Below are 12,908 nucleotides of genomic sequence, written 5' to 3' on the forward strand. Positions count from 1 at the left end.
TAAAATTGAAACCAAATTAAATATTCGGTTTTTAATTATAATCTATGACATCGTTCTTGACATCGGTAGTGGATTCACGTTTTAATGAGAGGAGTAAATGTGTTTATTGGACTATGTTATACCCGCGGATGAATGTAAAGGGAGAGATTACCCGTGACACCCGATTCGGGATGTACATGAGGTAACGCCGAAGGAGTAAACCACCGATAAGCGGGGGTGAATCTCTCAGGCAAAAGGACTTTTACGGGACGCAACTCTGGAGAGCATCTATTCGCCCTGTGCGGGCGTTATGATCACCCAAGGGGAAACCTGCTGCACAACGCAGCGGGGTAACTCTCAGGTACAAGGGACAGAGCCTTAGAATACAGCGTGCTACTTGGCATGCCGATTCTTTGGCCTGTCCTTTTCCTTTTTCCCAAAAAACGAAAAACAGGATGTAGAACGGCGCTGTCATAGCTGCCTTACCATACTTATCTACGAAAAATCTCTGCTGAAAAATGTAAAAATACCCTGGTTCATTGATCCACGATTGTATATCCGGCCAGTTGACGGCCCATGACGAGGTGATTTGATGTCCGATTTGCTTAGAACACCACTCTTCCCACTGTATCAGCAATACGAAGGCGTACGGTGCATTGATTTTGGAGGCTGGGAGCTTCCGGTGCAATTTAGCGGAATCCAAAAAGAACATGAAGCGGTACGTGAGCGTGCTGGACTGTTCGATGTATCCCATATGGGCGAATTCACAGTACAGGGTGAGCAGGCTGAAGTTTTTTTGCAACAAATGATGACCAATGATGTGACCACGCTCGTTCCGGGTCAAGCCCAGTATACCCTGATGTGTTATCCAGATGGCGGTGTGGTGGATGATCTGCTCGTGTATAAGCTGGAAGATCAGCATTACATGCTCGTTGTTAATGCCTCCAACATCGACAAGGATTGGGCGTGGCTGCAAGAGCACTTGATCCCTGGCGTAAGCATGACTAACGATTCGGAGCAGACGGCGCTGCTCGCCTTGCAAGGTCCACTGGCTGTAGATATTATCGGGAAAGTTACAGATACGGATGTATCCTCGATTGAGCCTTTCCGTTTTGTACAGCAGGCAGAGGTATGCGGCGTTAAATTACTGTTGTCCCGTACAGGTTATACCGGTGAGGACGGCTTTGAACTATATGTACCTGCGGACCAGGCTGCTGCGGTGTGGAATGGATTAATGCAAGCTGGTGAAGGTTACGGACTGGTACCGACCGGACTTGGTGCCAGGGATACACTGCGCTTTGAAGCGAGGCTCCCCCTGTATGGACAGGAATTGTCGGCAACCATCTCTCCACTCGAAGCTGGCGTTGGCATGTTTGTGAAGCTGAATGCCGGACCTTTTATCGGACACGAAGCCTTGTTACAGCAAAAAACTGACGGGCCCGCCCGTAAACTGGTCGGCATCGAAGTGCTGGAGCGCGGTATTCCCCGCCCCCACTATCCGATTTACGCCGAAGGCGTACAGATTGGCGAAGTGACGACAGGCACACAATCACCTACATTGAAGCGTAATCTGGGGCTGGCCCTCATTGACAGCAAATACGCTGCGCTGGGAACCCCGCTTGAGATTGAGATCCGCGGCAAGAAACTAAAAGCCGAGGTCGTGAAGACCCCTTTTCATAAACGGACACGTACGTCAAAGACACCTACTCAAGGAGCTGATCAAGCATGAGCAAGCACCGTTACATTCCCATGACTGAACAAGATCAGAGCGCCATGCTCGCAACCATCGGTGTGGATACGCTGGAGGAACTGTTTCAGGACATTCCAAAAGAGATCCGTTATCAGGGCGAACTGCCCGTATCCTCCAAACTCGATGAATATGCACTGACACGTCACATGTCCAAACAAGCTGGTGCCAACGCCAATTTCGAAACACATGCCAGCTTCCTCGGCGCAGGCATATATGATCATCATGTTCCTTCCGTCATCAATCATGTCATTTCCCGTTCCGAATTCTACACCGCCTACACACCATATCAGCCTGAGATCAGCCAAGGTGAACTACAGGCCATTTTCGAATTTCAATCCTACATCTGTGAATTAACAGGTATGACTGTAGCCAATGCCAGTATGTATGACGGTGCAACTGCCTTTGCGGAAGCAGGTAATCTGGCCGCAGCGGCAACGCGTCGCAAACAGCTTATCGTATCTCGTACCGTTCATCCGGAAGCCCGTCAGGTATTGCAGGCATATGCGCACGGATTAAGTCTGGAGATTGTCGAGATTGGTTATAAGGATGGCGTCACTGATTGGGATGCCCTGCAAGCCGCCATATCGGACGATACCGCTGCTGTCATGATCCAGAGTCCGAACTTCTTTGGTGCTGTGGAAAATGTGAAGCAGGCTGCCGACCTCGTGCATGCGCACAAGGGCCTGCTCGTTGTAAGTGCTAACCCGCTATCGCTGGGTCTGCTGGAAGCCCCAGGCAAGCTGGGTGCCGACATCGTTGTAGGTGATGCGCAGCCCCTCGGCATCGCCGCTTCACTCGGCGGTCCGACATGCGGATATTTCGCCGTATCCCAGCCTCATATGCGCCGAATTCCTGGCCGAATTGTAGGCCAGACCACCGATCGCAACGGCAAGCGTGGTTTTGTACTCACACTGCAAGCACGTGAACAGCACATCCGCCGCGAAAAGGCGACATCCAACATCTGTTCCAACCAGGCTTTGCTTGCACTCAGCGCATCTGTGTACATGTCCATCATGGGTAAACAGGGCATGATCGATGTCGCGGATCTGAATCTGCAAAAGAGTCATTACACCCTGAATACATTAACTGCGATTCCTGGAGTTAGCCTTACTTTTAATGCACCAACATTTAATGAGTTTGTTATTAAGCTTCCTGAAGGAACCGACGTGGATGCTCTTCAGTTGAAACTGCTGGATGCGGGCTTTATTGGTGGGTACGAACTCGGACGTGATTATCCGGAGCTTGCCGGACATATGCTGATTGCTGTTACGGAACGGCGCACTAAGGAAGAGATTGACGAATTCGCACGAGCATTGGAGGGATCGCTGTGACTCAGGAAACGACGACAACAACGACAACATCGGTACAAGGACTATCGGAAACAGGTACCTCTGTCTCCACTTCGGTTCAACCTGAGACGGATACAACATTTAGTGCACAGACCTTATCTCCTGCTTCGGAACAATCATTGATTTTTGAACTCAGCAGCCCTGGACGTGTCGCTTATTCCTTGCCAGAATGTGACGTTCCTCGTCAGGCTGCCGATACGTTGATTCCCCGGGAAATGCTCCGTTCGGAAACAGCAGCACTGCCGGAAGTGTTTGAGGTAGATGTTATTCGACACTATACCGCTCTGTCCCGCCGCAACTTCGGGGTAGATAACGGATTTTATCCACTGGGCTCTTGTACAATGAAATACAATCCGAAGATCAATGAGGACGTGGCCCGTTACAATGGATTCGCCAAAATCCATCCGTACCAGCACGAATCCAGCATTCAAGGTGCTCTTGAACTGTTATATACATTGCAAAATGACCTTGCAGGTCTGACAGGTATGGACGCTGTGACCCTGCAACCAGCCGCTGGTGCCCATGGAGAATGGACTGGACTCATGATGATTCGTGCTTACCACGAAGGTCGTGGCGAACAACGTACCAAAGTCATCGTGCCCGATTCTTCGCATGGTACCAACCCGGCAAGTGCAACCGTTGCAGGATTTGAGACTGTGACGATTCCGTCTCGTGCAGACGGATTGGTCGATCTGGATGCACTCCGTGCAGCAGTCGGTTCGGATACGGCAGCATTGATGCTGACAAACCCAAATACACTTGGTTTGTTCGAGAAAGACATTCAGGAGATTGCATCCATCGTACATCAGGCTGGTGGCTTGCTGTACTACGATGGGGCGAACTCGAATGCCATTATGGGCATTACCCGTCCGGGTGATATGGGCTTTGACGTGGTGCATCTGAACTTGCACAAAACGATGAGCACACCTCATGGCGGTGGTGGACCAGGCGCCGGACCAGTCGGCGTGAAGAGTCGTTTAGTTCCGTTCCTGCCTAAGCCAATGGTGATCAAAAATGATGACGGTATGTATGCATTCGATCGTGAAGGAGATCAATCCATTGGTCGAGTGAAAGCCTACTACGGCAACTTCGGTATTCTGGTACGTGCCTATGCCTACATTCGTACCTATGGACCGGAAGGGTTACGCCGTGTCTCTGAATGTGCGGTACTGAATGCTAACTATATGATGGCCCGTCTCGCCCCTTACTACGAGATTCCATATCCGGGTGTGTGCAAACATGAATTCGTCATGTCTGGACGGGGGTTGAAGCAGTATGGTGTACGCACACTTGACGTTGCCAAACGATTGCTTGATTTTGGATATCACCCACCTACGGTGTACTTCCCGCTCAACGTGGAGGAATGCATCATGATCGAGCCGACCGAAACCGAAAGTAAAGAAACGTTGGATGGATTCATTGATACGATGATACGCATTGCCAAAGAAGCGGAAGAGACACCAGAATTGGTACTCAACGCACCTTACGGAACACCGGTCACTCGTCTTGATGAGACCACCGCTGCCCGCAAACCTGTACTGAACTGTGCTTGTAGCTAAATAAGAGAATAAAAAAACAGCAACGACATTATCCATGAACAGGAAAAGGTCGTTGCTGTTTTAGTTTTATTTTATACACTTAAAGGGCTATCTAATATATTGAGGGATCGATAAATTATTACGATTTTACAATTTCCTCATTAGGATTTGACTTTATCCTTTATAAAAGAGCTTATAAATATTAATATGAACGCTATCAAAGACATTAATGGTATTGTAAGAAAGTTGAAATATTCCACATAGACTTGATCGCAAGAAACGGTACCAAATCCACACGATGTACCTTTCACCACACTTAGTTGAATAAGGTAGTGGTAGCCCGCAATAATTATGCCAATTACTGAAAAACAACGGGTGTAATATTTAAGATATGGATCATTTTTTATTGCACCAATTACGATGATTAACGGTAGAGGATACATTAGGATTCTTTGATACCAGCATAACTTACAAGGAATTAACCCTGCAATCTCACTAAAGTACAAACTTCCAAGCATTGCTACTAAAGAAACCAAGAAACTTGCTGGAATCAACGTTCTTCCTCCTTCAGAGTGCTTAACCAATCATTTATTTCATTCAACATATTTGAAAAGATGATTTTTTTTTCCTCACTTCTTATTTCATGATTTATTTTATTGGCCTCATCCCAATTATTCATTAGCCACATTATATTAATTAACATCAATCTAATATGGTCTTTGGTAGAGTTAATGTAGCTATACTTTTTATTATCGTGTAAAGACTCTTTAACATAGTTAGCCAACTTCGTAGTACGGACATTTATATCTTGTAGAACTATAACAGCTCTGTAGTAATCAACATCAACACAACTTGGTGAGATTTGTTCTAACAAATCTATATACTTACTCAATTTGGAGTAGGAATTAGTTCTAACTAATAAATCACACAAAAACAATATAGCTTCCGGTAAGTATCTTTTATACTCTGAAGATTCGTATCTTTTAATAGCTTCTATAAGAATAGACTTTACCTCTTCAATATTAAAGTTATTCTGAGTATAATAAACTTCCTTTGCTTGAAAATATAACCACTTGGGATGTCCAGGCTCATCTTCTAGCATCATTTGGGTTAGTCTCAAATTTCGGTTTGTTTTATCCTTCATATTGACCTTTTGCGGATCATAACCATCATGATGAACTAGAATTTCCATAGTAACATGCATCGGAGACTGACCATTCTCTAACAGAGGTTCTTCATGAACTCTTCCGAAGTATCGTATTCTGCTATTAATCGAAAAAAGTTTCCGATTATCTGTATAAACATGACCATCATGTTCTTTTATAACTGGACTTACAACGCCACTAAAACCAATATAACTGAGTAATTTTACAATTCTATGAATCTTACCTTCATTGGTGGGATCGTAAGTATTGTCAGAATCGATATAATATATCCATTCAGAATTCGCAGAGGATCTTAGTAAATTACGATGAAATGAAAAATCATCCCTCCATTTCTCTGTAATTACCTTCACTTTAGGATAGTTTTCCTTAATTAATTCAACCGTCTGATCTGAGGATAAAGAATCCAGTACAATAATCTCATCGAATTCATCAATTACACTTTGCAAACATCTCTTTATTCTATTTTCTTCATTATAAGTTAATATTCCACATGCAATGGTCGGACATGAATATCTATTGTAGGAATCAACCCAGTCATTGAGTTGCTGTCCATTTAAGTTAATATTGAATTCTTCAGGGATTCCGGATACTAATTTTAGATCCTCGCTCAATTTACTCTCTAAAACCGAAAAGTTAAGAGAAGATTTAAGTTCATTTAGATACACTGTACAAGCCTCCTCTTTAGCAGATTAACTTTTTATATATTTTGTCACGAATTCTCTTATTTCTTCTTTTGTCTGATACCCCTCCAAACGATCTTTTTCTTGACCTGCCTCATAATAAAGAATCGTAGGTGATTTCTCCAGATTGTGCTCTTTGAAGAAATTCACATTAAGATTTCCTTCTTCATCAGCATCCAGGGCTAACATATTGACATTCTCAGTTTCAATCACTTCATTGATAAAAGGTTTTACTTCCTGACAAACGACGCAACTGGCCTTGTAAACATAGATCATAAAGTTCTGTCCACTACTTAAGTTATCTTCATATTTTTGGAGTGATATTTTTTCATATTTTGGCTTTTCTAGCGTTTCTGAATTTATGACCCAAACTAAAAGAAATACAGCAACGACAGCAAGCGTAATGGAGATCAGCTTTTTATTCATGGTCGGACTCCTTCTTATTTCATTTCATAGATTAGATTATTTTCAAAAATCACCTTTTTATCGAACTTCTCAATCAAATTGGTATTGTGCGTAATATAAATTACAGTAGCATCCATTTGAATCATGTGATCATATATTTTTTTCAAACTCGACTCATCTACATTACTTAACGCCTCATCTAATACAATAACTGAGGGGTTCAATAAGATCATTCTTGCATAGGCCAGCCGTTGTCTTTGTCCAGAAGAGAGATTGGCCCCATTTTCAGTAATCATATAATCCAGAACACCTGGAAACTTATAGATGAAATCTAGACATTCAGCTACTCTACAAGCATATAATATTTCCGCATCACTGAAGGTATCCCCCATCGTCAAATTCTCTCTAATGGAACCTTTAAATATGAATGGGGCTTCGTCTATCAGCATGATTTCTTTCCTTAGGCTCTCCTCAGCATAATTGCGAAGATCCTCACCGTTAATCAAAATTTGATGAGGTTCAGAATCATACAATCCAACGATAAGTTTTGCAAATGTACTTTTACCTACACCGCTCTCGCCTACACAAACTACTTTATCCCCAGCATTAATATTTAGGTTAACCTTTTCGAATATGCACTTGTTATTTGGAAAACGATAAGACATATTGTTGATTTTAATGCTGCTCACATGATCTATATCTAATTTATTTTCGCCGGTTTTGAGTTCAGGATAATTCAAAATATCCATATATCTCGAAGCAGAAACCACTGCTTTTTGAAAATCCGATTGAAGTGTTAATAAACCTTCGAAAGAACTCATCATGAAGATAACTAAAGAATTAATAAACAGTAAATCCCCTAATGTTAGAGAATCCGCTATGATTTGCTGCGCACCTATAGAGATGAATGCAATAGAAAATATTCCTTGCACTAAAAATTTGCAGGTAGAGAAGAGATTATCGGTTTTTTGATCTCTCAAAATTGCCTTTAATTGTCCCTCAAATACATGATGGAAGCGATCCAAAAAGTACTTCTTTTTATTCAATGAAAATAGAGTCGGCATATATTTAATAAATTGAACCAGATATGAATTCGTTTCAGCTTTAGTGAGCATGAACGCCCTACTCCGCGCTTGGATAGAGCCATAGAACAAGATGGTGAGTGCAGTTAATATCAAAATAAAGGCGAGTACAACAACAAAAAGAAGGGCATTGAACCTATAAATAATAAAGCCTAATGAAAGTACAATTACGAAATCTAACAGGGCCGAAATAAATGTGACGCTTATGAATCCCCTGATGAAGGAAACATCATTGAATCTAGATATGACTTCACCATCAGCTCTATTTTCAAAAAAATAAACTTTAAGCCTCGTTATTTTTTCAAAATAACTTCTTGAAAACGACTTATCTAGGTTATTGGATAACTTAATGATAAAACGACCTCTTATATAGATGAATAAACCATGCAGTAATACAATCCCTATAAATAAAAAACTCAATTGAGATATAAAACCATCTAAATTCCGGGGAATGATATAATCCACAATTAATTTAAAATAGAAGGAACTTGCGATAGCTAAGATCACAATTAGTACCGAAGCTAAAAAAGCAAAGATTATGCTCTTTAAGTTTTTCATAACGATTTCTTTGATCAAAATTAAAAAAGAACTCTTATGAAGATCAGACTTTACTGGATTGGGTTGACCTTCAATTAAAACAAAGATTCCATTAGACATTTTTTCAAACTGCGCTAATGAAATTGAAGTAATATTATCATGGTTAGGGTCACTTATTGTCAATTTATTATTACGGGGACTCCAGTCATAGATCACGATATAGTGTCCTTCATTGTTCAAACTAGACATAGCGATAAACGGATACTTTACGGTCTGTAGTGCTTCTTCCAGTCTAGTTTTGTCAATCTCAACGATTTTGGTTTTTAGGTGATCTTCAATACCTAATAAAAAAATCATTTCTTTTAAAGAGTATCTGTTATTTGAGGCAAGATAATCTGAGAGAAAATCAATACTATAGTCATAACCATAGAATTTATAAACTGATGAAGCGCATGCTACACCACAATCGTACTTTTTTGTCTGTTTAGTATGGATAAATTTTGCTTTAGACACAATACTCTCCCTTTAGTGCTTAGAAGTCGATGTCTTTATGCCTCCTCAAGTCCTACGTAAACCAATAGATAGTTTATGTACTTCATCTTACCTTACTTTAAAGATGGTTTAACTGAGTGACACGACCAACAGCATTCTGCATTGATATCAATAACTAAAAAGAAATTTCATTCTAGAATGAAATTTCTTTTTAGTTATGTTTTGTTATATTTTATTAACAGAAGTCATGGTAATATTTGCAATTGGCAGCTGTACTGCCACAACCTCCGTGAGATCCGAGGTTTTCACTAGCTGCAGTAACACATAATGTCCAAAAATAAGCACATTGTGCAGCCCCAATACCATTTCCATTTCCATTGCCACTGCCGTTACCAACTACCCCTCCGACAGCTGCTCCATTCCCACCTTCAAATAAATCCAATTCTTCCATGTTTAATTCTCTCATAAGTTCTTTCACAAGTAAAACCTCCTAATATTTATTTAAACAACAGATATATTGTATCATAGTTTTGTATAATTTTACAAATTTATATTCTTATATTTTAAGTACTTAAAGCTAACTTTCATCAAAAAAACTTCTATTTACTCTTTAATACTCTATAATTATCGTATTACAAAACTCATTAAGTACAGAATAATCTTATGTAATAATATAAACCTATTTATTAATTATTAAAGTAGTAATTTTATTAAAGTTATAAACCCAGCCTATATTCAGTTGATACATTAGGTGTGAAAGACAGCCACTCTAGCTAAGCGCCTGGTCTGGAAAAGGCATGATCAAATGCTTCTTTTCGCATCTCAAGTCAGTGAAGTTGTAGCGGACATTTGACAGACGATTACATCATCTACGGTTATAACTCGACGCCATCAAACCAAACTTAAACAACTCGCACCGATTGAATACCGATGTGCACTGGTAGCATCGTATCTTTTATTTGAAAAGGGGATGATTCGACTTCAGTTTATAAAATAAAGGGTTGTAATATGAATTGCGACACCTATAAAAAATATAAAAGGAGCCATGTCAGATTCGTGTAGAATTAAAGTTCACACACATTCACTCTAGGAGAATTTACAATGAGTAACGCACATCTCACCATAATCGACGCAGCAAGTTAGGAAATCCTGCAAAAACTTGGCCAAAGTTTACGAGCAATTGCAAAAGAGCTGGGTAGGTATCTTTCGACCATTTTCCATGAGTTTGAGCGAACGGATTCATCGCATCTATTCCGGCGGAAGAAGCTCAGAATGCTTATGAGGAGACCCATACAGTTTCGGTATCTCTCGGTAATTGGCCAAACCAAATGGCTGTTACCTTGGAGGAAAAACTTCGGGCGGCGCGGTCTCGGCATGTTACAGGTTCTCCTGCACAAAGAAGGCGTCAAGAAACCGCAGAAACTCGTGGTAAATTCGCCATCGGTAGATCGATTTTCTGATCGTCGGAAAAGTAAAGAATCCGTAACACACTGATTGAACTTAAAAGATGTCTGTACTGCCATTCTCATGCCTTACCGTTGACCGAGGTAAGGAATTACTTGCTATGCGAATCTGGAAACCACGCACGGACTACAATTTTATTTGGCGACCCGTATTTTTCCTGGCAACGGTTAACAGATGAACTGGAGATGGGTTACTTCGGGAGTTACACCCCAAGGGTGAGGATTTCACCCAAGTAGAGGATGAAGATCTAACTCATTCACTTTGTCTAATGAATGACGACCACAAAAATTCTTGAATTATAGAACTACTCGTAAACCTTTCAGAGGAACTGTGGCACTTGTTTTGACAATATGTCAAAACAAAAAAAACGGCATCATATAAGATGCCGTTAAAATCATTTGGAAAAGAAAAAGAAACCTTTTAATCGGGTGAAAATCTCACAAAATTACGCTTTAATGCTTTGAACCAAATCAACGACTTGTTCAGCCGTTTGCATATCCAGAGCTTTAGCAGCCAGTTCCTGCATATCCGCACGGGACAGCTTGGTGATCTGACTACGAGCAGGCAGGATGGAGGTTGCACTCATGCTGAACTCATCCAATCCAAGACCAAGCAGCAGTGGAATTGCTGTTTCGTCTCCCGCCATCTCACCACACATGCCAACCCATTTGCCTTCCCGATGCGCTGCATCGATAACCATTTTAACCAAACGCAAAATGGCTGGGTTGTAAGGTTGGTACAGATACGCTACTCTTTCGTTCATACGGTCAGCAGCCATTGTGTATTGAATCAGATCGTTCGTTCCGATACTGAAGAAATCCACTTCTTTGGCAAACTGATCCGCCAGAACAGCAGTCGAAGGAATTTCGACCATGATTCCGAGTTGAATGCTGTCAGAAACAGCAATACCTTCAGCAACCAGCTTTTCTTTCTCTTCGAGCAAGACAGCTTTTGCTTCACGGAATTCACCGAGTGTTGCGATCATTGGGAACATGACACGCAGGTTTCCATGTACGCTTGCACGCAGCAATGCACGCAATTGTGTACGGAAGATATCCAGACGGTCCAAACACAGACGAACTGCGCGGAAGCCGAGGAATGGATTCATTTCTTTTGGCAGATCCAGGTATGGAAGCTCTTTGTCTCCACCGATGTCGAGTGTACGAACAACGACAGGTTTACCTTCCATTTTTTCCAGTACCGCTTTGTAAGCATTATACTGAATGTCTTCGGAAGGAAGCTTGTCTCTGCCCATGTAAAGGAACTCGGTACGGTACAGGCCTACAGCCTCGCCGCCGTTCTCCAGAACACCTGTTACATCATTCGGTGTACCGATATTGGCTGCAAGTTCAACATGAACGTTGTCCACCGTTACCGTTGGCTCATCACGAAGTTTTCTCCACTCTGCACGTTGTGCATCATACTGTTCCTGTTTGGCACGATATTCAGCAATAACTTCATCAGTAGGGTTAACCAATACGTGACCATCCAGACCGTCAACAATAATCATATCGCCTTGTTTCGCTTGAGCCAAGATGTCCTTGGTTCCAACAACAGCCGGAATTTCAAGAGAGCGAGCCATAATTGCCGAGTGAGAAGTACGTCCACCAATGTTAGTTGCAAAACCTTTAACAAATTGGCGATTCAATTGAGCCGTGTCGGAAGGTGTTAGATCCTCCGCAAGCACAATCACTTCTTCATTGATCTCAGCTGGACTCATGAAGTCGATACCAAGCAAGTGATTTAGCACACGTTTGGTAACGTCACGCATATCTGCAGCACGTTCCTGCAGGTAAGCACTCTTCATGTTCTCAAACATGGAGATAAATTGCGATGCCGTTTCGTTCAAAGCAAATTCTGCATTGATCATGTCATCCGCAATTCTAGCTTTAACCGGATCAATCAGTTCCGGGTCATTCAAAATGAGCAAATGCGAAGCAAAAATCTCTGCTTTTTTCTCGCCAAGCTCTTGTAAAGTACGCTCTTTGATCGCCTCAAGCTCAGCCTGGGATTTACCCAGAGCTGAGTCGAGTTTTGCGATCTCTGCGTCAACGTCGTTAATTTGGCGTTTTTCTACAGAGTAGTCAGGATGCTCCAAGATAAACGCCTTGGCGATAGCAATACCCGCCGAAGCCGCGATCCCGGAGACATTAAGCATTAATTTCGCCCAACCCTTCGTTAACCATAACGTCAGTCAAAGCTTGAAGAGCTTCAGCTTCGCCTTCGCCTTCAACGATGATGCTGATGGTGTCGCCTTGTTCCAATCCGAGGGAAAGAACACCCAGAATGGATTTCAAAGTTACTTTTTTACCGTTAGCTTCTGCAAAGGATTCTGCACCTTTGAATTTGTTTGCTGTATTAACCAGGGCTGTCGCCGGACGTGCGTGGATACCATCTTCGTCTGTAATTCTGAATGTTTGTTGCATTACAATCATCTCACTTTCAGTAGTTTGGTTTAGGCATTGC

At 42.0% G+C, this 12,908-nt stretch carries 10 protein-coding genes and 2 riboswitches; of the genes, 3 read left to right on the forward strand and 7 right to left on the reverse strand.

Going from position 1 to position 12,908, the window contains the following annotated elements; all coding sequences use genetic code 11:
- Positions 1–128: 128 nt before the first annotated feature.
- Positions 129–251, forward strand: a riboswitch (glycine riboswitch).
- Positions 252–254: 3 nt separating this feature from the next.
- A riboswitch (glycine riboswitch) is annotated at positions 255–355 on the forward strand.
- Between the two features lie 216 nt (positions 356–571).
- The 3 genes from gcvT to gcvPB all read left to right on the forward strand — a co-directional run bounded on the left by gcvT (position 572) and on the right by gcvPB (position 4,637).
- A complete protein-coding gene (gene gcvT / locus QNO02_RS23275) occupies positions 572–1,708 on the forward strand; it encodes a glycine cleavage system aminomethyltransferase GcvT (protein ID WP_289390183.1) in 1,137 nt (378 codons plus the stop codon).
- Complete coding sequence (gene gcvPA, locus QNO02_RS23280) at positions 1,705–3,060, forward strand: aminomethyl-transferring glycine dehydrogenase subunit GcvPA (protein WP_289390184.1); 1,356 nt, start codon at positions 1,705–1,707, stop codon at positions 3,058–3,060. The genes gcvT and gcvPA overlap by 4 nt, the downstream gene beginning before the upstream one ends.
- A gap of 137 nt (positions 3,061–3,197) precedes the next feature.
- Entirely contained in the window at positions 3,198–4,637 is a 1,440-nt protein-coding gene (gcvPB, locus tag QNO02_RS23285) for an aminomethyl-transferring glycine dehydrogenase subunit GcvPB (protein ID WP_289392869.1), read from the forward strand.
- Between the two features lie 140 nt (positions 4,638–4,777).
- On the opposite strand, the gene QNO02_RS23290 is transcribed toward gcvPB, so the two are convergent.
- The 7 genes from QNO02_RS23290 to QNO02_RS23320 all read right to left on the reverse strand — a co-directional run bounded on the left by QNO02_RS23290 (position 4,778) and on the right by QNO02_RS23320 (position 12,868).
- The gene (locus QNO02_RS23290) at positions 4,778–5,200 is read right to left on the reverse strand and encodes a disulfide oxidoreductase (RefSeq protein WP_353959075.1); all 423 of its coding nucleotides are present in this window, start codon (positions 5,198–5,200) and stop codon (positions 4,778–4,780) included.
- Complete coding sequence (locus QNO02_RS23295; protein ID WP_289390186.1) at positions 5,167–6,447, reverse strand: SunS family peptide S-glycosyltransferase; 1,281 nt, start codon at positions 6,445–6,447, stop codon at positions 5,167–5,169. Before QNO02_RS23295 ends, QNO02_RS23290 begins: the two co-directional genes overlap by 34 nt.
- A 24-nt stretch (positions 6,448–6,471) precedes the next feature.
- Positions 6,472–6,888, reverse strand: a complete 417-nt coding sequence (locus QNO02_RS23300; RefSeq protein WP_289390187.1) for a thioredoxin family protein — start codon at positions 6,886–6,888, stop codon at positions 6,472–6,474.
- A 14-nt stretch (positions 6,889–6,902) separates the two neighbouring features.
- Positions 6,903–8,999, reverse strand: coding sequence for a peptidase domain-containing ABC transporter (locus tag QNO02_RS23305; protein WP_289390189.1), 2,097 nt, complete (start codon positions 8,997–8,999; stop codon positions 6,903–6,905).
- Between the two features lie 214 nt (positions 9,000–9,213).
- The gene (sunA, locus tag QNO02_RS23310; protein ID WP_289390190.1) at positions 9,214–9,456 is read right to left on the reverse strand and encodes a sublancin family glycopeptide; all 243 of its coding nucleotides are present in this window, start codon (positions 9,454–9,456) and stop codon (positions 9,214–9,216) included.
- 1,431 nt (positions 9,457–10,887) lie between these two features.
- The gene (gene ptsP / locus QNO02_RS23315) at positions 10,888–12,600 is read right to left on the reverse strand and encodes a phosphoenolpyruvate--protein phosphotransferase (protein ID WP_289390191.1); all 1,713 of its coding nucleotides are present in this window, start codon (positions 12,598–12,600) and stop codon (positions 10,888–10,890) included.
- Positions 12,593–12,868: an HPr family phosphocarrier protein gene (locus tag QNO02_RS23320; protein ID WP_036617010.1), complete on the reverse strand. Its 276-nt coding sequence runs from the start codon at positions 12,866–12,868 to the stop codon at positions 12,593–12,595. The genes ptsP and QNO02_RS23320 overlap by 8 nt, the downstream gene beginning before the upstream one ends.
- Between the last annotated feature and the right edge of the window lie 40 nt (positions 12,869–12,908).

The organism is Paenibacillus sp. PK1-4R (assembly GCF_030369595.1).
Classification (GTDB): domain Bacteria; phylum Bacillota; class Bacilli; order Paenibacillales; family Paenibacillaceae; genus Paenibacillus.

Coding starts and splice junctions, on each gene's coding strand:
- gcvT (WP_289390183.1), top strand. CDS start 572: ATGTCCGATTTGCTTAGAACACCACTCTTCCCACTGTATCAGCAATAC.
- gcvPA (WP_289390184.1), top strand. CDS start 1,705: ATGAGCAAGCACCGTTACATTCCCATGACTGAACAAGATCAGAGCGCC.
- QNO02_RS23300 (WP_289390187.1), bottom strand. CDS start 6,888: ATGAATAAAAAGCTGATCTCCATTACGCTTGCTGTCGTTGCTGTATTT.
- ptsP (WP_289390191.1), bottom strand. CDS start 12,600: ATGCTTAATGTCTCCGGGATCGCGGCTTCGGCGGGTATTGCTATCGCC.
- QNO02_RS23320 (WP_036617010.1), bottom strand. CDS start 12,868: ATGCAACAAACATTCAGAATTACAGACGAAGATGGTATCCACGCACGT.